Source organism: Ignavibacteriales bacterium (genome assembly GCA_026390775.1).
Taxonomy (GTDB): Bacteria; Bacteroidota; Ignavibacteria; order Ignavibacteriales; family Melioribacteraceae; genus Fen-1258.
The window spans coordinates 796,622-821,869 of the sequence record JAPLFF010000003.1; the positions used below are offsets into that span (position 1 = coordinate 796,622).

General features: G+C 34.7%; 25 protein-coding genes. 12 read left to right on the plus strand and 13 right to left on the minus strand.

Annotation, left to right across the window (positions count from 1 at the left end; all coding sequences use genetic code 11):
• The 8 genes from NTZ27_03825 to NTZ27_03860 all read right to left on the minus strand — a co-directional run bounded on the left by NTZ27_03825 (position 1) and on the right by NTZ27_03860 (position 7,699).
• A complete protein-coding gene (locus tag NTZ27_03825; protein MCX6173865.1) occupies positions 1 to 522 on the minus strand; it encodes an adenine phosphoribosyltransferase in 522 nt (173 codons plus the stop codon).
• A gap of 14 nt (positions 523 to 536) precedes the next feature.
• Positions 537 to 1,529, minus strand: a complete 993-nt coding sequence (dusB, locus tag NTZ27_03830; protein ID MCX6173866.1) for a tRNA dihydrouridine synthase DusB — start codon at positions 1,527 to 1,529, stop codon at positions 537 to 539.
• Positions 1,522 to 2,721, minus strand: a complete 1,200-nt coding sequence (locus tag NTZ27_03835; protein ID MCX6173867.1) for an MFS transporter — start codon at positions 2,719 to 2,721, stop codon at positions 1,522 to 1,524. Before NTZ27_03835 ends, dusB begins: the two co-directional genes overlap by 8 nt.
• A gap of 63 nt (positions 2,722 to 2,784) precedes the next feature.
• Positions 2,785 to 3,939 (minus strand): CapA family protein, encoded by a 1,155-nt coding sequence (locus NTZ27_03840; GenBank protein ID MCX6173868.1) that lies wholly within the window; start codon positions 3,937 to 3,939, stop codon positions 2,785 to 2,787.
• Positions 3,940 to 4,038: 99 nt separating this feature from the next.
• Complete coding sequence (locus NTZ27_03845; GenBank protein ID MCX6173869.1) at positions 4,039 to 4,239, minus strand: histone H1; 201 nt, start codon at positions 4,237 to 4,239, stop codon at positions 4,039 to 4,041.
• Positions 4,240 to 4,269: 30 nt separating this feature from the next.
• A complete protein-coding gene (locus NTZ27_03850; GenBank protein MCX6173870.1) occupies positions 4,270 to 6,264 on the minus strand; it encodes a (Fe-S)-binding protein in 1,995 nt (664 codons plus the stop codon).
• Positions 6,265 to 6,281: 17 nt separating this feature from the next.
• On the minus strand, positions 6,282 to 6,857 hold the full coding sequence (locus NTZ27_03855; protein ID MCX6173871.1) for a biotin transporter BioY: 576 nt from the start codon (positions 6,855 to 6,857) through the stop codon (positions 6,282 to 6,284).
• A gap of 8 nt (positions 6,858 to 6,865) precedes the next feature.
• Complete coding sequence (locus tag NTZ27_03860; GenBank protein MCX6173872.1) at positions 6,866 to 7,699, minus strand: alpha/beta fold hydrolase; 834 nt, start codon at positions 7,697 to 7,699, stop codon at positions 6,866 to 6,868.
• Between the two features lie 195 nt (positions 7,700 to 7,894).
• Between NTZ27_03860 and hisA the strand changes: the two genes are divergently transcribed.
• Genes hisA through NTZ27_03875 form a run of 3 tightly spaced genes read left to right on the plus strand, consistent with a single transcriptional unit; the run spans position 7,895 to position 9,674 of the window.
• Positions 7,895 to 8,647 carry a 1-(5-phosphoribosyl)-5-[(5-phosphoribosylamino)methylideneamino]imidazole-4-carboxamide isomerase gene (hisA, locus tag NTZ27_03865; protein ID MCX6173873.1) on the plus strand — a complete coding sequence of 251 codons (753 nt, stop codon included), beginning with the start codon at positions 7,895 to 7,897 and terminating at the stop codon, positions 8,645 to 8,647.
• Positions 8,648 to 8,656: 9 nt separating this feature from the next.
• Positions 8,657 to 9,190 carry a cyclic nucleotide-binding domain-containing protein gene (locus NTZ27_03870; protein MCX6173874.1) on the plus strand — a complete coding sequence of 178 codons (534 nt, stop codon included), beginning with the start codon at positions 8,657 to 8,659 and terminating at the stop codon, positions 9,188 to 9,190.
• 10 nt (positions 9,191 to 9,200) lie between these two features.
• On the plus strand, positions 9,201 to 9,674 hold the full coding sequence (locus NTZ27_03875) for a universal stress protein (protein MCX6173875.1): 474 nt from the start codon (positions 9,201 to 9,203) through the stop codon (positions 9,672 to 9,674).
• A gap of 74 nt (positions 9,675 to 9,748) precedes the next feature.
• On the opposite strand, the gene NTZ27_03880 is transcribed toward NTZ27_03875, so the two are convergent.
• Complete coding sequence (locus NTZ27_03880; protein ID MCX6173876.1) at positions 9,749 to 10,372, minus strand: tetratricopeptide repeat protein; 624 nt, start codon at positions 10,370 to 10,372, stop codon at positions 9,749 to 9,751.
• Between the two features lie 119 nt (positions 10,373 to 10,491).
• Between NTZ27_03880 and NTZ27_03885 the strand changes: the two genes are divergently transcribed.
• The 9 genes from NTZ27_03885 to NTZ27_03925 all read left to right on the plus strand — a co-directional run bounded on the left by NTZ27_03885 (position 10,492) and on the right by NTZ27_03925 (position 22,210).
• Positions 10,492 to 10,929: a hypothetical protein gene (locus tag NTZ27_03885; GenBank protein MCX6173877.1), complete on the plus strand. Its 438-nt coding sequence runs from the start codon at positions 10,492 to 10,494 to the stop codon at positions 10,927 to 10,929.
• A 157-nt stretch (positions 10,930 to 11,086) separates the two neighbouring features.
• On the plus strand, positions 11,087 to 14,434 hold the full coding sequence (locus NTZ27_03890) for a CusA/CzcA family heavy metal efflux RND transporter (GenBank protein ID MCX6173878.1): 3,348 nt from the start codon (positions 11,087 to 11,089) through the stop codon (positions 14,432 to 14,434).
• A 1-nt stretch (position 14,435) separates the two neighbouring features.
• Positions 14,436 to 15,857 carry a TolC family protein gene (locus NTZ27_03895; GenBank protein MCX6173879.1) on the plus strand — a complete coding sequence of 474 codons (1,422 nt, stop codon included), beginning with the start codon at positions 14,436 to 14,438 and terminating at the stop codon, positions 15,855 to 15,857.
• Between the two features lie 40 nt (positions 15,858 to 15,897).
• Positions 15,898 to 17,163, plus strand: a complete 1,266-nt coding sequence (locus tag NTZ27_03900; protein MCX6173880.1) for an efflux RND transporter periplasmic adaptor subunit — start codon at positions 15,898 to 15,900, stop codon at positions 17,161 to 17,163.
• A 51-nt stretch (positions 17,164 to 17,214) separates the two neighbouring features.
• Positions 17,215 to 17,544 carry a hypothetical protein gene (locus tag NTZ27_03905; protein ID MCX6173881.1) on the plus strand — a complete coding sequence of 110 codons (330 nt, stop codon included), beginning with the start codon at positions 17,215 to 17,217 and terminating at the stop codon, positions 17,542 to 17,544.
• A gap of 19 nt (positions 17,545 to 17,563) precedes the next feature.
• On the plus strand, positions 17,564 to 18,133 hold the full coding sequence (locus NTZ27_03910) for a YHS domain-containing protein (protein MCX6173882.1): 570 nt from the start codon (positions 17,564 to 17,566) through the stop codon (positions 18,131 to 18,133).
• A 425-nt stretch (positions 18,134 to 18,558) separates the two neighbouring features.
• Positions 18,559 to 19,419 carry a sigma-70 family RNA polymerase sigma factor gene (locus NTZ27_03915; protein ID MCX6173883.1) on the plus strand — a complete coding sequence of 287 codons (861 nt, stop codon included), beginning with the start codon at positions 18,559 to 18,561 and terminating at the stop codon, positions 19,417 to 19,419.
• 96 nt (positions 19,420 to 19,515) lie between these two features.
• Positions 19,516 to 20,931 carry an alpha/beta fold hydrolase gene (locus tag NTZ27_03920; GenBank protein ID MCX6173884.1) on the plus strand — a complete coding sequence of 472 codons (1,416 nt, stop codon included), beginning with the start codon at positions 19,516 to 19,518 and terminating at the stop codon, positions 20,929 to 20,931.
• A gap of 163 nt (positions 20,932 to 21,094) precedes the next feature.
• Entirely contained in the window at positions 21,095 to 22,210 is a 1,116-nt protein-coding gene (locus NTZ27_03925) for a cysteine synthase family protein (GenBank protein ID MCX6173885.1), read from the plus strand.
• A 64-nt stretch (positions 22,211 to 22,274) separates the two neighbouring features.
• Here NTZ27_03925 and NTZ27_03930 read toward each other — a convergent pair whose 3' ends face one another.
• The 4 genes from NTZ27_03930 to NTZ27_03945 form a co-directional block, all read right to left on the minus strand.
• Entirely contained in the window at positions 22,275 to 22,601 is a 327-nt protein-coding gene (locus NTZ27_03930; protein MCX6173886.1) for a type II toxin-antitoxin system RelE/ParE family toxin, read from the minus strand.
• Positions 22,585 to 22,887: a type II toxin-antitoxin system Phd/YefM family antitoxin gene (locus NTZ27_03935; protein MCX6173887.1), complete on the minus strand. Its 303-nt coding sequence runs from the start codon at positions 22,885 to 22,887 to the stop codon at positions 22,585 to 22,587. Before NTZ27_03935 ends, NTZ27_03930 begins: the two co-directional genes overlap by 17 nt.
• 206 nt (positions 22,888 to 23,093) lie before the next feature.
• On the minus strand, positions 23,094 to 23,402 hold the full coding sequence (locus NTZ27_03940; protein MCX6173888.1) for a hypothetical protein: 309 nt from the start codon (positions 23,400 to 23,402) through the stop codon (positions 23,094 to 23,096).
• A 774-nt stretch (positions 23,403 to 24,176) separates the two neighbouring features.
• Positions 24,177 to 25,175: a hypothetical protein gene (locus NTZ27_03945; GenBank protein ID MCX6173889.1), complete on the minus strand. Its 999-nt coding sequence runs from the start codon at positions 25,173 to 25,175 to the stop codon at positions 24,177 to 24,179.
• Between the last annotated feature and the right edge of the window lie 73 nt (positions 25,176 to 25,248).

A 25,248-nucleotide genomic window follows, 5' to 3' on the forward strand; every position in this document is an offset into this window, starting at 1 on the left:
CTATTCAGAGTCGTACTGAATTATTGAGCGTACATCATAATTTTTTAATTTTTCCCTACCACTTAAGAAATTGAGTTCAATCAGAAACGAAATCTGTACAACTTCCCCGCCTAATCTTTCCACTAATTTACACGCCGCTTCCATTGTTCCTCCTGTTGCTAGAAGATCATCATGGAGCAAGACTTTGTCATCTTTTTGAATTGCATCTTTGTGAATCTCAATTTTATCAGTTCCATATTCAAGTGAGTAACTTTCTGAGATACATGCGGCAGGTAATTTCCCGGGTTTTCGAATGGGCACAAATCCCGCTCCGAGCTTTTGAGCAACAATTCCACCTAATATAAAGCCACGCGATTCTATTCCAGCTACCTTTGTTATGTGTTTATTATGAAGGAAGTTAAGCAATTCTTCTACTACCTGATTAAGACCTATTGGATTTTTAAGAAGTGTAGTTATGTCCTTAAAAATTATTCCTTGTTTCGGAAAATTAGGTACATCGCGTATTAAACTTCTAAGTTCCATTTTAACCTCAACGATTAACTAATATTTTCAATTTGTTCATGGTATTTGAGTTTATTAAGATATCCTAAAAGAATTTCTTCTATGGGAGCATATTCAGTTTGCTTGTAAAGTTCTTGCCTTATTTCTTTAGAATTGTTAAGACCTTTCAAATAACCGGTATAATATTTCCTAAAAGGAATTATAGCAGTTTTCGTTTCTTTCATTTCTAATGAATATCTAAGATGGCGCAATGCAGTATTAATTCTTTCTTCAACAGAAACAAAATTAATATTTTCCCCACTTAACAATTCTTTTGCCTCTCTAAATATCCAAGGATGTTCTATCGCTCCTCTGGCTATCATCACAGCATCAGAATTTGTTACCTCAAAAGCTCTTTTGACATCTTCTGCAGTATAAACTCCGCCGTTTAAAGCCACTGGAATTTTTACAACTTCTTTAATCCTAGTAATCCAACTCCAATCCGGTTCTCCAGTATGTCCTTGAGTTTTAGTTCTGCAATGAATTGTTAAAGCAGCAGCTCCTGCATCTTCAATCCTTTTAGCTACTTCCAATATATTAATTGAATCCGCATCCCAACCAATTCTAGTTTTAACTGTTACCGGTATTTGTACTGCTTTCACTATTGACTCTACCATTGTTTGCATATAACAAGGGTCCTTAAGGAGCCCGGCACCAGCTCCCCTGTTTGCAATCTTTTTTACCCAGCAACCTGCATTAATATCAATTATATCAGGATTTTTCGATTCAGCAATTTTTGCAGCTTCAATCATTGGATCAAGATTTCCACCATAGATTTGAATTCCAACCGGATGTTCATCTTCTGTAATTTCAAGTTTTCTTTCTGTTTTTTTATTTGACCGAATTAATCCGTCTGAATTGACAAACTCTGTGTAGACTATATCAGCACCTAATTCTTTACAAAGTCTTCTGAATGCAATATCTGTTACATCTTCCATCGGAGCTAGAAGAAGTGCTTTTTCAATATTTATTTTTCCTACTTTAAACATTTTCTACAACTTTCATTTTATAAGACTTCAACATGAAAAAAGAAATAATAAATGTTATTAACGTAAAAAATGCACCAGTAATAAATGGAAATTGGTAACCTAAAACATCATAAGAAAATCCACCCCACAGCGGACCAAGTACTCGTGCCAATGCGGATATTGATTGGCTGAATCCTAATACAGCACCCTGCTGAATTTCAGGAGAGTATTTTGAAATCATACTAGGAATAATCGGTTGAAGAATTCCTGTACCAACAGCCATAATTGAAATTACTATTGCAACACCAGAGAAATTACCACCGTACGGAAGAAAACCTAATCCAATAATCATGAAAAAAATGCCGATAAGTACAATTGTTTTGTCTTTTAATTTTTGAGAAATCAATCGGATAAGTCCGGCTTGAACAATAGCACCAACTAATCCCACAATACCAAAAAGCATTCCGTTTTGCTGATCTGTAAAATGATAGAATTTGTAACCTAGTATGGCAAAAGTTCCAAAAACATTTGCTATCGAAAAGATGATTAGAAATAAAAGAATAATTAAAAAACTAATTGAAGGATTTGTTAATACTTGTTTGGCAAATGTAAAATCAAAAATTTTAATTTTAATTTTTTCATCATTCTTTTTTTCTTTTAACGACTCGGGCAATCTAAAAAACGCAAACGAGAAAGCACTTAGAGTGAAAAATGCACTCCCTAATCCTGCAACGTGATAACCGTATTTTGCAAGATATGCACCAATAACAGGTCCAAAAACAAAACCTAATCCGAATGCAGCGCCAATAATTCCCATTCCTTTTGCACGTTCTTCTTTTGTTGTAATATCTGCAATATAAGCCTGGGCAACGCCAATGTTACTTCCGCCAAGGCCGGCTAACATTCTTGAAAAGAAAAGGAGTAAAAAGGAATTTGAAAATGCAAAAATTAAATATGAAATAGCAGTCATCAACTGTGTTACTAATATTACCGGGCGTCTTCCAATCTTATCAGATAGTTTACCCATAATCGGATTGAAGATGAATTGCATCAGAGAATAAGCAGCAACTACTGATCCGATTCCAAAATTTGATATTCCAAGTTCTTTACTTGCAAAAGTTGGCAGAATTGGAATCAGAATACCAAATCCCATCAGATCAATAAAAATTGTTAAGAAGATTATGCCGAGCGTTGCTTTATTTTTATTAGCCATTAATTTTCATTTAGAATTTGTTACAAAGATAAAAAGAAATTGTGACTTAATTATACGAACAACTCATTCTACTTTTTTGTTCATATACTTAATGGAATTATTTTGAACTTCTTCCAAGATTTTGCGGGTATCTTTTTCAGATTGTAAAAGTTTTACTCTATCACTCTCAGTTAAATAATTCGGTAGAGAATTAATTGTAGTTGAATCAACCGGAAGAATTACAAATTGATTTTTATTTTCTTTTTTCCCTTTGAAAACCCAAGTAGTGATAATTGTCTCATTTGTAAGTTTAATGTCTTGAGTCAAAATATTTTTTGTTATTGTAATATTAAGGATTACTCCGGCATCAGAATATCGCCATCTTTGATTTGAAATAAAATTACCAAGAGAATAGGCAATCAGACCTTTGCCAATTTTATTTTTGATTGAACTGAAATATTCTACCGGCTGAATTACATGAGGATGACTGCCGATAATTAAATCCGCACCATAATCAATCGCTCGTTTTACAATTTCTTTTTGAAACGAATTTGGTTTGCACTGATACTCATCTCCAAAATGAAAGTAAACAAGAATTACATCTGCATTTTTATTACGAGCATTTAGAATATCTTGTTTCATTAAAGTTGTATCAATTACATTAACTAAATATTTTTCATTCTTAGCGATGTAATTCCCGTTCAATCCGTAAGTATAAGAAAGAATTGCGATCTTGATTCCTTTAATGCCAAATACTCGAATTGAATCCCGGTCTTGTTGTGAATGATAAGATCCGATTGATTCCATCCCATTATTTTTAATCATATCCATGGTTCTTAAAGCACCTTTCTTTCCTCGATCTAATGAGTGATTATTTGCTGTCAACAAAATATCAAACCCCGCATCTTTCAAAGCTTCAAGATATTCATTAGGCGAGTTGAAAAGCGGATAACCACTATATCTACTTTCCTTACCTGAAATAGTAGTTTCAAGATTTCCAATTGTTAGATCTGCTTTGGTTAAATATTTTTTTATTTCACGAAAGGCGGGTTTGAAATCAAAACTATCTTGTGATACTTGCGCAAATTTAAATTGCGGTGAATGGCACATTAAATCACCAACAAAAGAAATTGTAACGGAAGTTGTAGAATCTTGATCAACTGATTTTCCATCAAGTTGATTCAAAAATAAATGCGATGAAAAAATAACCGAATAAAAAAGTATAAATAAATTCTTCATATTAATATTGAAAGAATAATTCCGCGTTTGATAAATAGGTATATAAATAAAGGTTGGGCTATTTCTAACCCAACCTAAAACAAATCGAAAACTTAAAAATCAGCTTCCGCCTTTTGCAGCTTTGCGTTGTGCTTTTACTTCTTGCACATCATTACGCAAGTCTTGAGCAAACTTCTTTAGTTCGCTAAGACCTTTTCTTAAACGAGTACCGGCGGCTGACTGTCCTTTTTCGTAGAACTTTGCTACGTCAGGTTCCAGACCTTTTAAGAAGTCGATAAGTTTTAAATATTTTTCGTTCATGATACCTCCTGCTTTTAGTGAATGAATAATTTATAGAATAGTGTTCTCGAGAATTATTTCTGCAACATCTTTGACAATTACTGAATCTGATTTTTCAAATGATTTGATACCGTCCGTTAACATTGTCATACAAAACGGACAGGCTGAAGCGACTGTGTCTGCTTTAGTACTTATCGCTTCTTCTGCTCTATTATTATTTATTCTTGTACCCTCCTTTTCTTCAAGAAACATTCTTCCGCCGCCTGCACCGCAGCAAAAACCTTTTTCACGATTTCTTTCCATCTCAATCAGCTCGGTTCCATTTATCATTTTCAAAGGATCGCGTGGTGAATCATAAATATTATTATATCTGCCGAGATAACAAGAATCGTGATAAGTGATTTTAGATTTAACTTCTTCATTTTTCAGTTTGATCTTTCCTTCTTCGAGAATTTTCCGGATCAATTCTGTATGATGAACAACTTCAAAATTTCCACCGAATTGCGGATACTCATTCTTCAGAGAATTATAACAGTGAGGACAACCAGTAACGATTTTTTTCACTCCATAGTTATTAAGAGTTTCTACATTTTCATGCATCATCATTTGAGCAAGATATTCATTACCAAGTCTTCGGGCAGTATCGCCATTACATTTTTCTTCAACGCCTAAAATTCTGAAATCAATATTTGCTTTCTGCATTAGTTGAGCAATAGATTTTGTAACCTTCTGATATCTGGCATCGAAAGAACCTGCACATCCAACCCAAAATAAATATTCTGTGTTTGGATCTTCAGCCATTGTTTTAATATTCATCCCCTCAGCCCAATTTGCTCTATCCTGTGCATTGAAAGCCCAAGGAGTAAAATTTGTTTCTATGTTTTTGAAAACAACATTTAGTTCCGGAGGAAAATTTGATTCACCAAGAACTAAATTCCTTCTCATATCAACAATAGAATCAACATGTTCGATCGTGACCGGACATTCATAAACACAAGCCATACAAGTAGTACATGCCCAAAGTTCTTCATCAGATATGTAATTGTGAACTAAAGTTTTTTGAATTAACTCGTTTTCTTCGCCAACTTTTGCTATAAGTAACGGTGCTTTTTCCTCTGTACGATGACGGATACTAACAATAATTTCCCGTGGCGATAATTTCTTTCCTGTAGCAGCGGCAGGACATGATGCGGTACATCTTCCGCATTCGGTACAAGAGAACCCATCCAGCACTTGCTTCCATGAAAGATGTTCAAAATCTGCAACTCCATATTGCGCAACATTTTCATCTTCTAGATTTAATTTTTTAAGCGCGTTTTTATTCGTGCCAATCTTAGAGAAATAAACATTTGGTATAGAAGTAAATACATGAAAATGTTTTGAGTATGGTAAGAAATTCGTGAAGCCAAAGATTATTAGAATGTGTGTCCACCAAAAAACTTCATACAAATCTTTTGAAGATTCACTTACACCGTTAAAAAATAATCCGGCTAACTGTGATGAGATCGGTCTAACTTCAAAATCAGTAAGTACAAAATTTGAATTAACTATATGTGTAATGTTCTGACCGAACATTGACACAACAACACCAAGAATAAGAAATAAAATAATTGCCGCATCAAGTTTATGTCCTTTAACATCGAGTCGCGGTACCTTTTGGATAAATCTTCTGAAAAGCGCCCATAGCACAGAAACAATTACCAACAAACCAAAAATATCTTGCACAACTGTTATAACAGAAAAAATTGGTCCTAGAAAATGAAGTGAGAATGCAGGATAGAAACCTTGAATGATTGATTCAACCACAGCAAATAGAAAAAGTATGAATCCCCAAAAGATCAAAAAGTGGATTATGCCTGCTGTCGGATCTTGCAAAAGTTTTGACTGACCGAATGCAATCTTCAAAACATTTTTTATTCTTTCGTTAGGATTATTGAAACGGTTTTCCTGCTGACCAAGTTTAATGTAAGAAAGAATTCTTTTCAGATTATAGAAAAGAAATCCAAATGCTAGAAGAAATATTATAGAAAAAATTATCTGTTTCATTCGGTCGTATGCAACACTTATGGAAGTTTAGGATATTTTTTTGAAACAGCTTTATAAATACTAAATGCAGCTACAGTTTTTATAATATCCCAAACTGAAAAGATAATTGCACCGCTGAATAACGCTTTATAGAAATCCCCGCCCATAAATACAGAAAGATACAATGCCCCGGCAAGAAAAATTAAAAGTTGTCCGGCAATAAATGAAAGTATTATTAAAATTGAATTATTTTTCCCTTCAAGAATATATCCGACTAAAAATGCTGCGAATGGAAACGTGAGTAGATATCCACCAGTTGGTCCAAATAATTTTGCAATACCAAAAGTGAAACTAGCAAATACCGGCACTCCCATTACACCAACAGCTAAATATAATATTTGACTATATGCACCATTACGCGAACCAAGAAACGCACCGGAAAGTAAAACCAGCATTGTCTGAAGTGTAAAAGGAACAGGTTGAGTTGGAACCGCTACCTGTGCTGATAATGCTGTTAGAACTGAAAATGTTATTATCCAAAATAATTCAGAGCTTCTCACATTAATAAGTGTTGTTAACAGTGAGTTATTTTTTACTTTTTCTTTCGAAGCCATAAATTCCTCTAATTAAGATGATTTACAAAAAAATTAGTTGTTTTATCTAAAAGTTTGTCAAACTTCTCAGATGTACCGTTAAACGGATGAACAATATCAAATGTGTGACCGGTACTAAATAGTTTATAAAATTCTGTTCTCGATTTATCAGACCATTTATAAAGTTGCTCTGCTTCTACGATTGGAACTGCAAGATCCTGTTCGCCATGAGCAATGAGTAATGGTATATTTAGATTTTTTAATGCGTTTTCAATATTTAAAGAACTATTTGAGTTATTCTCAATATCATTAAGTAACTTGATATCTAATCTCATCATTTGATTAGTGCGTGTATTCAAAATTTCAAAAAAACCTTTTTTCCGCCATTCTTGATTTTGCCTTTTTGAATAGCGATCTAACCTCGATATAGCAGCCCAAGTAACAATTGAATCAATATCATTTCGTTTTGATGCTGTTAAAAGAACTATTGCCCCTCCACGGCTATGACCAATCAACCCTAATGGAGTGTTTCCTTTTACTTCAAAAAAATCATTTCTGAAAGCAGAAATGATTTCATTTAACTCTTTAATCTCACGAGAGAATGTGTTTTTAGCAAATTTCTCAAGCTCTGTAAATTCTGTTTTATTTTCACCTACTCCATTATGCGAAAAATTAAAAGTAATTACAAAAAATCCTTTATTTGCTAAATATTCGCCTAAGTAAGGACCAAATCCCCAATCCTTAAATCCTTTGAATCCGTGAACAAAGACAAGAGTTTTACCGAAGAAAAGACTTTTATCTAAATAAGTTGTTATTCTAAGTTTTTCTCGGTCAGAAGCAGAAAAAATGTAGTCTTTATTCATACAGTGTCAAATATGAGGTTTTGAGGCGGTAAAGTCAAGAATTCATTCACGCGAGTGTTATAACCAAAAACAATAGTATTGAATAACTTATTTGTTTATTTATTTGATTTGAGAGATTGGTTCGATGTATTAAATTTTCTTTTAACTCCCATTTCCCTATTTTTCAATTGTCACTCAAAAAACTTCCTTAATTAAATGGCAAAAATCTTAGTTATACCTTCGATTGATATACAAGACGGCAAAACAGTTCGGGTCGTACAAGGTATTCCGGATTTAGGTTGCATAGAATACGCAAATGATCCGGTTGATATGGCTATGATTTGGCGGGCAGAGAATGCAAAATGTATTCATGTAGTAGATTTTAATGCGGCACATGAACATACACATACAAATTTTGAAATTATCAGAAAGATTTGCGAATCCGTTGTTATCCCGATTGAACTTGGCGGCGGAATTAGAACTTTTGATGATGCAAAAGAAGCATTTGATTTAGGAGTTGCACGGGTTGTTATTGGATCAATGGCATTTGAGAATCCAAGAGAGTTCATAAAAATATTAGATGAATTTACTCCGAATAAAGTTGTTGCTGCTATTGATGTTATTAATGACGAAGTCATTACCAGAGGAAGACAACAAAGAACTCACTTACGCGCAATTCAATATGCAAAATTCTTAAATTCTTGCGGTGCAAAAAGAATTGTTGTAACTGATGTTTCTACTAACGGTATGATGACGGGACCAAACATTGAGTTATCAAAACAAATTGCCGAAGCTGCTGAAACAAAAGTAACTCACTCAGGAGGTATTGGCAGTTTTGAAGATTTGATTAAATTACAGCATACTGCTTCTGAATATGTTGATTCTGTTATAATTGGACGGGCGCTTTATGAAAATAAATTTCCGTGTCAAAAAATTTGGCGCGTTGCCGAAGCCGGAATTTTTAATTAAGAGGTGATTATGGAAAACAATTATCAAGGGATGACAAAAAGCAGTTTTTGGGCAAACCTTTTTAAGACCCCGACTGAAAAAAGTGAATTAGAAGAAGTATTACTTTCCATGCCTCCCTTTAAAAATCTAAATAATAAAAAAATTAAACTATTGATGAAGGTAATTCATAATAGAATTTATGCAGCAAACGAGTATGTTTTTTTTCAAGACGATCCCGGAATTGGATTATATATTATTATTAGCGGAGAAATTTTAATAACACAAGCTACTATCGGCGAAAGATTTGATCTTGCAATGTTAACACGCGGCGATTTTTTTGGTGAACTTGCCTTACTTGATGAAGAAAAAAGATCTGCATCGGCAATTGCATTGAAAGATTCTCAATTAGCTGTAATATTTAAACCCGATCTTGATGAGTTCGTTGAAACTCATTCTAAAGAAGGGATACAAATATTAAGAGGTATATCGCAAATTATTGCAACAAGATTACGAAATTTGAATCAAGATTATTTTACTCTTTACAATAAAACACTTTCAAAGTAAGGAGAAAGCCATGGAACAGATAAAAAAAATCTTAGTGCCAATTGATTTTTCAGACTATTCAAAGAATGCACTTAAGTATGCAGCCCAGTTTGCAAAACAGTTCAACGCAAAGATCTATTTGATCTATGTTGTAGAGCCAATGATCTACCCAGCGGATTTCAGTATGGGTCAAGTTGCAATTCCATCAACCGATATTGATCTTCATTCACGTGCAGAAGAGGAATTAAAAAAACTTTCTAAAGATATTATCAACGGTAATTTAAAAGTAGAAATTTTAATCAAAACCGGAAAACCATTCGTTGAGATTATCGAGACAGCTTCTGCTAATGATATTGATCTGATTATAATTGCTACTCACGGACACACTGGTGTTGAGCATTTATTATTTGGCAGTACTGCAGAAAAAGTAGTTCGCAAAGCTCCTTGTCCGGTATTAACTTTAAGGGAACCTGTAAAGGGATTTCAGTATAATTCGAAGATGTAGAATTCTTAGATGAATTTTGACAAAAAAAACCCAACATCTTAAAGAAGTTGGGTTTTTACTTTGCTGATGATAAATTATTTTTTCGGAGGCATCTGATCGAGTTGTTTTGCAAGTTCTCCCGCCATATGTCCGATTTGTGTGTTTGGGTATTTCTTCGCTAAATCAAGCCAAATACTTTTTGCTTTTTGAAAATCTCCTTTTGCTTGAGCTAAACCACCAAGATTATAATTAGCAATCATATTGGTTTTATCAATACCTAAAACTTTATTATTGTACTCTTCCGCCTTTTTTAAGTCCCCTTTATTGAAATAAAGAAAAGTAAGTTCCAAGAGAAGATCTGTTCTTTTTGGTCCAACTTTTAAAATATTTTCATAAAGTTTGATCGCTTCATCAGGATCGTGAGCTTGAACCATTTCCGCATATTCACGGACTTTTAAAGTATCATTGGGATTTTTTTCAACTGCAGCTTTAAGTGTGTTCATTTTTTCGACAGCTTCTTTCATCACATTAGATTTTGATGGCATATCGCCGTTGCCCTGCTCTGTCATCCCTTTATGAACACCGTCGCTGGGTATTTGTGCATTAGGATTTAATTCTCTTGCCGTATTAGAATTTTTTGCTGCATTCGAAAAGAAAAGAACAGCCGCAATAAAAATCACAAATACACCTAAATAAATGTAAATCGGTTTAATCTTCATAAATTCCTCTTAAGTTGAGACTAATTTGAGTAACTAATTGTTGAATCAGTGGTTGCAAAAATAACTTTTTTTAATCAGCAAAAAAATCTTTATTTTGTTATAGGACAATACGAAGTAGAATGAACAAAATTTATAAAGAAATAACGAAAAAGTTTGCTTTTTTTATTCTATGTCTGCAATTGATTTTTACATTAAGCGGATTTATTGCAAATGTAAATCCATCCGATTGCTGCCACAATAAAAAAGAAATCAAGAAAGTTCATTCATGCTGTGAAGAAATAAATGAGATGGCTGATGAAACTCATTCAAGATGCGATATCAACGAGCCATTTACAAGTCACAGTCTCTCTAACTGCGGATGTATTCACACCAATATTGATAAAAATTCAGATTACACTGTTCAGAAGAATTTTGAATTACAGAAAGAGAATCTTGTAGCTGTAATTCCTTTTTATGTTGATCAACAAACACAATTGTTCAATACTAATTTCAAGCAAAGAATAGATAAAGAACATAGCTCCCCTCCCTTTTTATTAAGCTCTACTCTTCTTATTTGATTTTTCACTAATTTCATTCCATTAATAGAAGTTAACTACTTCTTGGTGGCTTTCTGGACATACTCCGTATTCTCTGTATAGTGATTTTTTCGCAGAGTTCATTTGAGAATTTTCAGATAACCACTGAGAGAATCTTAAAATATATTGAGAAAACATTATGATTGAAAAAATAATTGAATGGTCTTCGCAGAACAGATTCATTGTGATTCTGATTTATCTGCTTGTGATCGGTTTTGGAATCTATAGCGTTGTTAATTTGCCGGTTGATGCCATACCCGATCTTTCTGAAAATCAAGTAATAATTTTCACTGAGTGGATGGGACGATCACCCCAGATAATTGAGAACCAAATTACCTTTCCAATAGTCTCCGGTTTACAAGGATTGCCTCATGTAAAAGCTGTCCGTGCAACTTCAATGTTCGGTATGGCTTTCGTATTCGTAATCTTTGAAGATGGTGTAGATACTTATTTTGCACGAACGCGCGTATTAGAAAGAATGAATACAATTCAAGCGCAACTTCCGGGCGGAGTTGTTCCTTCTCTTGGACCGGATGGAACCGGCGTCGGTCATATTTATTGGTATACAGTTGAAGGTAAAGGATTCGATCTCGGTGCTCTTCGTGCAGTTCAAGATTGGTATATACGTTACAAACTATCATCTGTTGACGGAGTTGCAGAAGTTGCAAGCATCGGCGGATTTGTTAAACAATATCAAGTTGATGTTAATCCAACTGATCTCCGTGCTTACAATTTAACTGTCTCCGATGTTGTCAATGCCGTTCAAAGAAGCAATAACGAAGTTGGCGGAAAAATCTTGGAAGTAAGCGACGCAGAATATTTTGTGCGCGGGCAAGGTTACATCAAATCAAAAGATGATGTTGAAAACACGGTAATAAAAACCGCATCGAATGGAATTCCGATCCTTATTAAAAATGTTGCATCGGTTTCTTTAGGAGGAGATATAAGACGCGGAGCGATGGAAAAGAACGGTGAAGGACAAGTTGTTGGCGGAATTGTTGTTATGCGAACCGGCGAGAATGCACAAAAAGTAATTGACCGCGTAAAAGAAAAGATTAAAGAAATTTCTCCCGGTCTTCCTCCCGGAGTGGAAATTGTAACTTCGTATGATAGAAGCACATTGATAAAAGAAGCCGTTGGAACTTTGGAAAAAGCTTTGATTGAAGCGTCAATCACAGTTTCTATAATGGTAATGATTTTCTTACTTCATTTTAGAAGTATTGTAAGAATTTTAATTGAACTGCCGATAGCAATTCTTATCGCTTTCATTCTGATGTATCTATTCGGAATTTCCTCCAACATTATGTCGCTCGGCGGAATAATTTTAGCGGTAGGGGTAATAGTCGATTCTTCCATTGTACTTGTGGAAAACGCGTACAGAAATTTAGCCAAGGCAATTGATGAGAAAGGACACCTAACGCCGGAAGAATATAAACGCATTTCAATTGATTCGGCTAAACAAGTCGGTAGAGCAATCTTCTTTTCCGAATTAATCATTCTTGTTTCTTTTCTTCCTGTATTTATGTTAACCGGGCAGGAAGGAAAATTATTTCATCCGCTGGCTTACACAAAATCATTTGCACTGATCGGATCTGCAATTGTAGTTATCTCTCTAATTCCCGTCTTGATGACAATGTTGATGCGAGGTAAGTTCAAACCGGAAGATAAAAATCCAACCACGCACTTTTTCATTAAACTTTATGCGCCGGTAATTCATTGGGTGCTTAAACACAGAAAAATTACTATTGCTATTAATGTAATTGCTCTTCTTATAACTATTCCAATGATTCTTAACACCGGCAGCGAGTTTATGCCCCCGCTTGATGAAGGTTCAATTCTTTATATGCCGGTTACTTTGCCCGGAGCTTCTATTGCTGAGGTGAATAGGATATTACAGGAACAGGATAAAATTATTAAGTCGGTTCCCGAAGTTCATCACGTCCTTGGAAAAACCGGACGCGCAGAAACTGCAACAGACAACGCACCGCTTAGTATGATCGAAACAATTATTTTACTCAAACCTAAAAACGAGTGGCGCCCTGGAATAACAAAACAAGATATTGTTGCCGAACTCGATTCTAAATTACAAATACCTGGTGTGCGCAACGGATGGACTCAGCCGATCATCAATAGAATAAATATGCTTTCTACTGGTGTTAGAACCGACATCGGTTTTAAAATTTTTGGTCCCGATCTCGATACTCTTGAAACATACGCCATCAAAGCGGAAAAATTATTGAAGACAGTAAACGGCGCAGCAGATGTTGTGGCTGAAAGAGTTCAGAATGGTTATTACTTAGACATACAAATCAAACGCGGTATCGCCGCTCGCTACGGTGTAAACATCCGCGATCTTCAAGACATAATTGAAACTGCTATCGGCGGTCAAAATCTTGGGATTGTTATCGAAGGACGAATGCGCTTCCCGATCAGAATGCGTTATCAAAAAGATTACCGTGACAACATTGAAGAACTGAAAAGCTTAATTGTTCCTGTTGCATTATCAAATCCTATGGCTGTTCAATCTTCTTCAAGTTCAATGAGCGGTGGTAAAAGTAACTCCGGCGGGATGTCTCCCTCGATGGGAAGTTCAAGCCAAGCAAGCATCATTCCGCAAGCATCTAACACACAAAATGATTTTTCACTCACAAGCACAAATCAAAACGCAATTACTTATCTGCCTCTCACAGAATTGGCAGATATAAATTTAGTAACCGGTCCTCCAATGATAAGCAGTGAAAACGGAATGCTTCGTTCAATAGTTTTTATGAACACACGTGGACGCGATATGGGCAGCGTGATGGTTGATGCTAAAAAGGTTATCGAAAATGGATTAAAACTTCCAGCCGGTTATTCTTACACGTGGAGCGGGCAGTATGAAAGCAAAGTAAGAGCTCAACAAACAATAGAAATTATTATGCCTATAGTTTTCTTGTTGATCTATCTTCTTCTTTATTTAACACTAAAAAATTATGTCGAAGCAGGTGTTGTGATGCTTTCAGTTCCATTCGCTCTCATAGGTGGAATGTACATGGTTTATATTCTTGGTTATAATTTCTCGGTTGCCGTTTGGGTCGGGTTCATTGCCCTATACGGAATTGCAGTAGAGACCGGTGTTATAATGGTTGTTTATCTGCATGAAGCTTTGGATAGAAGAATTCGCGATCATCAAAAAGGGAAAAGAGGACCAATAACAGATGTTGATATTTATGAAGCAACAGTCGAAGGTTCAGTTTTAAGATTGAGACCAAAACTAATGACCGTCTTTACTGCAATGGTTGGACTTGTTCCGATCATGTGGGCAACCGGCACAGGTTCCGATGTTATGAAACCGCTCACTGCACCAATGATTGGAGGACTCTTGACTTCCGCAGTTCATGTTCTTGTTGTAACACCAATTCTTTTCACAATGATGAAAGAACACGCACTTAAAAAAGGTACGCTTGAAATTTCCAAAATGGCTGATTGGATGAAGGAGGGAGAATAATATGGAAAATGTAAAATGTATGATGGTTGAGGGAAAATATAAAATGGAGAATTTAGAACTATGCCTACCGGCAGGCAGGTTGAGAATGGAGAATTATAAAATGAAAAAAAAATTGTGGAACTCTACGTTTTTCTCAGCGGTCTTTGCGGTAAGCCTTTTCTTCTTATCAATTAACCAACTAAACGCACAGTCTGTTGATTCTTTAGTGGTGGAAGCAGTAAAAAATAATCTGCAGTTGAAATCACTTCAATATAAAATTACTGCTTCTGAAAAGAGAACTGAATCGATCAACACTCTTCCGGCGCCGAATCTTTCGGTCGAGTTTTCTCAAGTACCAACAAATACTTTTGATGTTTGGAATCAATCCAATTCCAACAACTTCGCTCTCTCTCAAATGTTTCCTCTTGGCGGAAAGTTGAATGCAATGGCGGAGGTGGAGAGAAAAAATACTTTGGTTGAAGGTAGCAATTATGAGATATATAAAATTAATCTTACTGCCCAAGTTAAAATGTCGTACTACACACTTTGGTTGTTTGATAGAAAAATCGAAGTCCAAAAGAAAAACATCTCATTGATAAATGAGCTAACCAAATCAGTTGAATCCTCTTACTACACGAACAAGATCAATCAAGCGGATCTTCTCACACTTCAAAGTGAAATTGCATCTTCCGAAACCCAGCTTTTGATTCTGGAAAGACAAAAAGAAGCTGAGATTTACAAACTCAATAAGCTACTCGGACGTAATCTTGACTCGAAAGAAGTTTATGCCGTTACAGATTTCTCAGTGGATATACTTTCATCTTCTCAATCAAAATTAGAAGAACTACTTGGTTCCTTAAATCCTTCGCTTAAAAAGATGGATAGTATGATCGAAATGAATAAGGCAATGATTGATGCAAACAACCGAGAGTTAATTCCAGACTTGATGATTCAAGGAATGCTTATGAGAATGCCGCGAGGAATGATCTTAACATCGAAAAGCGATCTTACAATGCTCGATCCGAAAACAGAAACAATGTATTCGCTGATGTTCTCAATCAATCTTCCGTTTGCTCCATGGTCAATCAACAAATACAAAGCTAAGGAAGAAGAATTATTTGCCGGAATCAACAGCATTGAATATGAAAAATCCGATATGCAGCGCGAGATGACTTCTCAATTGAAAACAGCTCTTGTTAAATATAACACCGCAGTTGATCTGACTAAACTTTACAATGAGAAAGTTATTCCGCTTTATAGCAAAGCGGCGGAATCACAAGTTTCGGCATATCAGAATAACAGAACCGGTGTTACAACCGTAATTGATTCTTACCGCATGTTATTGATGCAGCAGATGAATTATTACATGTCGCAAGCTGATATTCAAATGTCATTAGCGGAAATCGAAATGATGGTGGGAACAACTCTTAAAAGTTTTAGGTGATACTATGAAAATTTTTATAAGAATAAATAGAGGAACAAAAATGAAAATAGTGAGATATCTATTCATTCCATTTATTGCTTTTGCTCTTGTACTCTCAGGCTGCACAAAATCTTCAGAGAACGGTAAGCAAGAAAACACGGAAGTTAAACAAAAAGATTATTGGACATGCACCATGCATCCGCAAGTCCACATGGATAGACCGGGCGCTTGCCCGATTTGCGGAATGGATCTCATCAAAAAAATTGCTGATGAAAACGAACAACCAGCGAATGATAAAGATATGGTGAACATGGTTACGCTTAGCGGTAAAAAACAAGTTCTCGCAAATGTTTCAACTGTTATTGTGAAGAAAGAAAATCTTCAAGAACAAGTTACTGCATACAGCTATCTAGATTTTGTTGAGAACAACCGCAAAACAATTTCTGCGCGTTTCAACGGAAGAATTGAAAAGCTGTTTGTTAATAAAACCGGAGATTATATTAAGAAAGGCCAACCGCTATTTGAAATATACAGTCCGGATTTAGTACAAGCGCAGAATGAATATCTGATTGCGCTGAACAATTCTTCAAACTCTTCTTCGCTTCTTAAAGCTACAAAGAAGAAATTGGAAATCTTCGGATTGACTCCAGAACAGATTCAAACGCTTGAAAAGACACGAGAGATAAACATCACTCTGACATATTTCTCCCCTACAAATGGAACTGTGATTGAGAAGAAAGTTCAAGAAGGTGTTTATGTAAATGAAGGAACTGTAATTTATGATGTTGCCGAACTTTCAACTCTTTGGAATATCGCTGAAGTATACGAAAATAATTTATCGAATGTAAGAGTTGGGAGCTCAGTTAAACTACACTTACGAGCTTATCCCGGTGAAGAGTTTAACGGAAGAGTTACTTTCATTTATCCGGTAATTAATTCGCAAACAAGAACGGTAAAAGTAAGAAGTGAATTTTCTAATTACGGCGGTAAACTTAAACCGCAAATGTATGGTGAAACTGTATTCAACAAAGCCGGCGGACAAGGTTTACTTGTTCCGGCAGATGCAGTTATCATTGCCGGTAAAAGAGCTGTTGTTTGGGTAAAAACCGGTGATGGAATGTTTGAAGCACACAGTGTTCAAATCGGCAATCGCTTCGGGGATAAATATCAAATTATTTCCGGATTAAATGAAGGCGATGAGATAGCAGCTACTGGTGGTTTCTTAATTGATTCCGAAAGTCAGCTTAAAACCGGAATGCCTAGCGGCGATAAAATAAACGGTTCAAAAAAATCAGCTCCCAGCACAATGCCTGGAATGAAAATGTAATATCTAATTCATGAAGAATAAGCATGAACAAAATACATAAGGAGTAACAAAATGAAATCACTCAAAATTCTTTTAATTGCATGCACGTTAATCGCAACTTCTTCGCTGGTAATTCTTGCACAAGAGAATACGCATGGGAATCATTCTAAAATGGAAATGAAAAAAGATTCTGTAAAATCAGAAAATATCGTTCGTAAAGGCGTTATTAATCTGAAAGCAATCGATAAAAACAAAGATGGGAAAGTATTTCAAGATCAAATGGATTGGAATGTAATTTCCGATAAATCTGGAAAGTGTCCGTTATGTAATATGAAATTAAAAGAAGTTACACTTGAAGATGCTAAGAAAAATTTAACAGAACACGGTTACAAAACAAAATAAATCAACTACTGGAGGAAATATGTTTCAACAAAGTAATTTTACAAAACTTTTTATCATCGCTGTATTATTTATTGCTTCTTCAATATTTGCTCAAAACAAATCAATGCATATGCAAATGAAAGATATGAAGACTGAAAAACAATCTACTGACTCAAGTATTGTTCGAAAAGGTATAATTGACTTAAAATCTATTGATAAAAATAATGATGGTAAAGTCTATCAATGCCCGATGGAAGCAAATGTTTTATCAGATGAAAAAGGTGAATGTCCTTTATGTGGAATGGATATAAAAGAAGTTACCATAGAAAAAGCTAAAGAAAAATTATTAAAAAGAGGATTTAAAGTTTCGGAAACAGAATTAAAAGAAAATCCCGGAACTGTAAATAAATCAACCGACACAAAACTTAGCATTTGGAACAAGGTTTGCCCTGTAACGGGTGAAGATGTAGATACTGATACACCCACAGAGGTATACCAAGGAAAAACAATTGGATTTTGCTGTTCAGGATGTATTAAAAAATTCAAAAAAGATCCGGAAAAGTATATGAAGAATTTAAGTGAGGATGGGTCAAAATTCCTAGATAAATAAAATCATTCAGAGCCTAAGAATTCTTTCTCAGGCTCTTTTTAAATGCTAATAAATGAACTATTTTGACAATTATTGGGTTAAAATTATAGTCTAAATGTTATTCAGATATTTATTGTCAGCAATTTATTATATAAACTAAACTTTTGTTACCATATAGTTAGATTTTGATAGACAATCAGACAAAATTTACTTACTTTTGAGCGGTGATTTTAATTAGCACATATCAAATAACTACTTATAAAAATAAGTTTTGTACTCTCTTTTCAAATTCACATCAGAGACAAATTAAATAAGGAGAAAATATTCATAAGAAGAATATTTCCCCTCTTTAGGAACTTTATCGAGTAATAAGAGTCAAAAGTAAGTTTAATCCAGTAAAAATTAGTTTATCAGTAGAAAATTTTAATTCAAGGAGATAGTAAGAATTGAAGATTACGAAGCAATTTACAAACCGCGAAAGTAAATCTTTAGATCAGTACCTACAAGAGATCGGGAAAGTAGATCTCCTTACACCAAATGAAGAAATTGAATTGGCAATTCGTATCAAAAAGGGAGATCAATTAGCTCTTGAGAAACTTACTAAAGCAAATTTAAGATTTGTCGTAAGTGTTGCCAAACAATATCAGAATCAAGGTCTTCCTCTTGGTGATTTAATCAATGAAGGTAACTTAGGTTTGATAAAAGCCGGAAGAAGATTTGATGAAACACGCGGCTTCAAATTTATTTCTTATGCAGTTTGGTGGATTCGCCAATCAATTATGCAGGCAATTGCAGAACAGTCTAGAATGGTTCGTCTTCCGTTGAATCGTGTTGGTGCATTGAATAAAATGGGAAAAGCACTCAGCCAACTCGAACAAGAATATGAGCGAAGACCAAGTCCCGAAGAAATTGCTACTCAACTTGATATGGATGTTTCTGATGTTACTTATGCTATGCAGATTGCAGGCCGTCACGTTTCAATGGATGCACCGTTTGCTCATAGTGAAGATAACAATAACAGTTTGTTAGATGTTATGCCGAATGATGATCAACCGGCTCCGGATTTTACTCTTATGAAGGAATCTCTAAAAGCTGAAATTGAAAGATCACTTTCTACACTAACTGAAAGAGAAGCCGAAGTCATTCGTCTTTACTTTGGATTAGGTAAAGAACACTCACTTACTTTAGAAGAGATCGGTGAGAAACTGAATCTAACCCGCGAACGTGTTCGCCAGATTAAAGAGAAAGCATTAATCAGATTACGCCATTCTACACGAAGTAAAAATTTGAAAGCATATCTTGGTTAATTTTGGAAATTAATATAAAGCCCCTTGCATTGCGAGGGGCTTTTTTGTTTTAAACTGACTATTTTTGAATTGTTTAGAATACATTTTGGGAATTATGTGAAAACATTATTTAAAATATTTTTCCTTTTGATTTTGTCTTTATCACAGATCAATGCACAAAAAGAAATTTTAGGTTACTGGTCCGGAAAATTGAAAATGCTCAGTATGGAATTGAATTTTCAAATTCAAGTTTCCAAATCAAATAAAGCTCTCGATGGATTCATTAATATCCCTTCTCAAAAAGTTAGCAAATATAAATTACCAGTCTTTACATATAGAAAAAATCAAGTCCATTTTGAACTGCCCGGTTCAGCAGGTGTTGCAAAATTTGACGGCAGATTAAAAGCTGATTCAATAAAAGGAACACTTCTTCAAGCAGGTATTAAAGGAATATTCAATTTAGTTAAAACAGATCAGCCGGTTAAAGAAGAGAAAGTTGAAATACAAAAGAAAGAACCTCTTCCCTATTCAGAAGAAGATATCGCATTTAAAAGTGGACGAATACTACTTGCTGGAACATTAACAACACCCAAGACCGAAGGCATATATCCTGCAGTAATTCTTCTAACTGGAAACGGACCGCAAGACAGAGATGAAGATGTTTTCGGATTTAAAATTTTTCAAATAATTGCCGACTACTTAACCAAAAATGGTTTTGCTGTTCTTAGATATGATGACCGCGGCGTTGGCGGGTCAACCGGTAACACAATGCAATCTACAACTGAAGATTTTTCAAACGATGCGCTCGCAGCAATCGAATTTCTCAAAAAGCAAAATAAAATTGATCAAACAAAAATTGGTTTATTGGGACACAGTGAAGGCGCACAAATAGCTGAACTTGCTGCTGTTAATTCAAAAGATGTTTCTTTTATAGTATTGCTTTCCGGAAATGGTGTTGATGGCGGCAAGGCATTGATAGAACAGCAAAAATTAATTTTAAAAGCAAGCGGCGTTGCAGATACTCTAATTACACAAAATTTGGAATTACAAAATAAGATTAACTACGCTCTCCGTAATGATATTGACCTCAATGATATTCGAAAAGATATCAGAGCATTTGCTGAAAAAGATTTTGCCGGCTTAAGCAAGGAAGTAAAAAATTCTATTCAGAATAAAGAAACTTATCTCAACTCTAACGTTCAATCACAAATTCAGATTTTCAATAATCCTTGGTTTAGGTATTACGTTAAATATGACCCGATTCCAACATTAGAAAAAATTAAGATTCCGGTTCTAATGTTATTTGGAGAATTAGATTTACAATTTCCTCCTTCCTTAAATAAACAAAGAATGGAAGATGCACTTGTTAAAGCCGGAAATAGAAATTTCGAATCAATTGTACTTCCAAAAGCAAATCATTTATATCAAGAAGCAAAAATCGGAATTCCAGCAGAATACTCAGAATTGAAAAAGGAATTTGTGCCCGATTTTTTAGAAACAATTGGAATTTGGATTCAAACTGTTATAAAATAATTTATTCAACGCGTTGTGTGAATTAAATAATATAGATTGGTAAGTTAACCCCGCGATTAATCGCGGGGTTAGAAAAACATAACGCAGTTATAAAACCGTTTTAACGGTTTACATTCTAATTCACATAACGGGTTTATTCAATTCTTTTAATACAGGATAAAATATGTTAGATAATCAAAATCGAGTTGCCGGACTATCAAGTATGATGGGCAATACTCCCCTATTAGAAATTAAATTTTTATTTAACGGAGAGAAGAGAAGAATTTTTGCCAAGGCAGAAAATCTAAACATGACTGGAAGCATCAAGGATAGAATGGCATTCTTCATTTTTAAGAACGGATATGAAAAAAATAATTTAAGACCAGGCGCGTTAATCATCGAAGCAACAAGCGGAAATACTGGAATTTCTTTCTCTGCTATCGGCAGAGCTCTCGGGCATCCAGTAACTATCTTTATACCTGATTGGATGAGCCATGAAAGAATTAATCTCATTAAAAGTTTTGGAGCTAATATTGTTTTGGTAAGCAAAGAAGAAGGCGGATTTCTCGGAAGCATTCAACGCGCTGAAGAGTTAGCCGCTAAAACAGAAAATTCTTTTCTCCCGAGACAATTCTCGAACAATGATAATTGTGAAGCGCATTACCGAACTACCGGACCGGAAATTTTTTGGCAATTACAATTTCACGGTTTAAAACCGGATGCATTTATAGCGGGTGTTGGAACCGGCGGAACTATTATGGGAACGGGACGGTTTCTAAAAGAAAAATATCCGGATATAAAAATTTATCCTTTGGAGCCATCTAATTCTCCAACGCTTTCAACCGGTTACAAAGTTGGCAAGCACCGCATACAAGGTATATCCGATGAATTCATCCCGCAGATATTAAAATTAAATTCCTTAGATAAAGTTGTTGACGTTGACGATGGAGATGCAATTATTATGGCTCAAAAACTTGCGTCCGAACTTGGCATCGGTGTAGGAATTTCATCGGGCGCTAATTTACTTGGAGCTCTAAAAATTCAGAATGAACTTGGTAAAGATGCTGTTGTTGTAACAGTTTTTTCCGACGACAATAAAAAATATTTAAGCACGGATTTATTCCACGAAGAACCAATTAAAAAAGATTTCCTGGCTCCGCATATTAAATTGTTGGAAGTACGTGCATTCAAACGTGTTTGTTATACTTGCTGTAATCCTGAAGAATGTACGGATGCGCATTTTGAAACCGCATTTGAATTTCCGAATGGCTGTCCAAGAAAGGTTGATACAAAATTCTAGTTAATAAAGTTTTCCCCTCTTTGCGGGGCTGTCCGTATTGAGCAATGGGTTATAAGGAGTTTATTTAATCTCGTATTAATCTTTCTTGTAAAAGTTTTTGCATATCTCTACGACCATCCAAGACACAATGAATAAAAACCTCTTTCTCAATAATTTGATAAATAATACGATAAGGTTTATAGTTTAGTTCTAGAAAATCATTTATTCCAAGCAAACTTAATTCTGGAGGGACGTGACCACGCTTTGGATATTCTTGAAGGGATAAACATTTCTCATACAATTTCGAGTATAAATTCTCGGCTCTTTCTTTAGAATCATTAAAATAAACATATTTATAAATTTCAAATAAATCTTTTTCAGCAGATGAAACGATATTAACTTTGAACTTCACGTTGTCCCCGTTTAAAAGCATTTATACGACTTCGAACATTTTCAAACGTTTTTTCTAATGTTTTATAATTACCTTTTCTTAATTCTTTTCCACTCAATGCAAGAATTTTTAATAGAGCAATGCTCTCTTGTGTCTTTTCATATACTTTGACATCTTGAAGAATAACTTTTGCTTCACCGTTATGCGTGATAATCAATGTTTTTTGATTCTCTGCAACATCGCGGATAACTTCAGAAGCATGTGTTTTTAAATAACTTATTGGCTTTACCGCTTCACTGAATTTCATTTTGTTCCTTTTAATTTTACGACCACAATATAGCCCTTTAAGTAGTCTCGATCAATCCAAACATCAAATCTGATTTTATGCTTTATACCGTGTTGTTTTAAGCCGTCGCTCAGATTTACCCGCCATCTTATTGGCGGGACAGCAATTTATTTCGTCAAGTTTGCCCGCCGGTTTGTTGGCGGGGTCCATACCTTGACTGAAACAATTTATTTTTTCCAGAAACATTTTTTCTTATTTGCTGCAGTAGTGCTTCCTCCAAGCGAAATGCTTAATCCTAAAAGATAGCCGAAATTATACCATCCGCCGTTATTATAAACGGCATAGATAGCAACATTTTTATCGAAGAGAGAAATTATAAAACTTATCGGTGCAATAATTCCGTGCCATAAACCATACCAAAAACCAACCGGTTTAATATCTACAGCATATTGATATTGAATAGCGTCTGCACAGCCGCTTAACAAGACAATTAATATAACCGAAGCAGTAATGACTAATAATTTTTTGTAGCGCATTTTTTATTCCTTAATCTGTTAATGTGTGTTTCTATTTTTTCTGTCAAGGAGTGGTCCTTGACGACCGAGTAATTATGGTTTTACGCCAACCTTCCATCGTGCAAATAGTCGAAGTAACCAGGGAAGTAAGCTCCAAAGAATCATAATGATTACGACTAGCACTGTTGTAATCACATTGTGTGGTAAAATATATGACAATATTATTATGAATGGAAAAAATAGAACCCACCCTATCAAATATAAATACACATACAACACTTGGTAGAATGAAAGAGATTCGTTAGAGATAAATTTATAGTGACTTATTTCTGTTCTGCTCCCCCATTCAAATTGGCTTTCGACTCTACTTTGAGGCATACTTCGAGGTAAAGGACCTAAGTCATCTCTCTCAAATGCCCAAGCTATTCTAACACTTCTAAGCGGGAAGATTGGTATAAAAAACAATGTGAACCATTCTGTTGTTAACCAAGAACAGTCAGGATGGTAATCTCTTTGGCCACAATATCTAGTTCCTATTCCGTTGATAGTGGATGGCATTTTTTATCCTTTTTTATTGAAATTATAGTAAACATGCGAGGCCGACTAACAGCGTGGCTTTTCATCCGTCCACCCGAACAACAATTCGAAACTGAAAAGCTACTGCCAATAATTTTTAACAATTTTATTTAATAGAACAATGTTACTTGCGATGCTTACCTTTTTAACCAAACCAGAAATCTTAAACACTGCCGCAATGAAAAAGCGATCGGGTGGAAAAGCTGGTTAGGTGTATTTTTAATAGGAATCGGAATAATCTTCACTAACACCTTTGCCAAAATATACACTACGACTTTCTCTCAACAGCATAAAATCTTGTAATCCTTTATAAGGCAGAGTCTTTCTCTCCACTTCATCGTATTCAAGACGATATGTAATATCTTTTCCTTCAATAGTGGGTCCTTGTGTTATTAGCAATACTCCTTCTTTTATTCTATAACTTTTTAAAAGATATTTTCTTACAAGTTCGTATATATAATTGCAAGCTTTAGTTAATTCGCAAACAAAATCATCTATTAGGGCTTCGTGAAAATTAAATTTCTTCAATAACATATCATATCTTTCTTTATCATACTCACGAATATGATAGAATCTTTCAGTAACGCACCAATCGTCACTTTTTTCAGTTGTCATATGCTTGTCAAATACTAATAAGAAATCATTAAGAATTAAGCGAAAGTTTAGAAATGCATCTTCGAGCTCGGTATATCTATTAGGCCATACTCTGTTTAATAAATAATTTCGCAATTCTTTCAGATTATTGTAATGTTCTTTAGTCATTTCTGAAGATGATGAAATAATAAAGGATGTCCAACCATTCCAATTATCTGCGTTAACTAGTTTATTGAAAGATTCTAAATAAGAAGCATATATTTCATCATCTCTTTGTTTTTGTTCATCATAACTTAATTTTTCCTTAACCCATTTTTCGTGTTCATTTTTCATATTTCCCAATACATCAACTGAATAGGTATTATACTGATCATCAGCCAGTTTATGGTGAATTTTACAAAGCAAAACTAAATTTCCATATTTATCAATTTTATCAATTGGATAATTTGGATTTCCCCTAGGGCCATCAGCTTGTTGAGCTATAATGTGAGCTTCGTCCCCGATAATGGACTCATCGTCAGTTTCTGTTTCGTCCATTACCAATTCAATTTTACAATCAGGAAAAGCACAACGATTCGCTGCTCTTCCCCATAACATTTTTCTTGTCTTTACTCCAATACTCATTACAATACACGTAACTATTAGTTAACCAGCTAATTTATATAATGGCGTTTTTGTTTTATCAAACTGAATATTT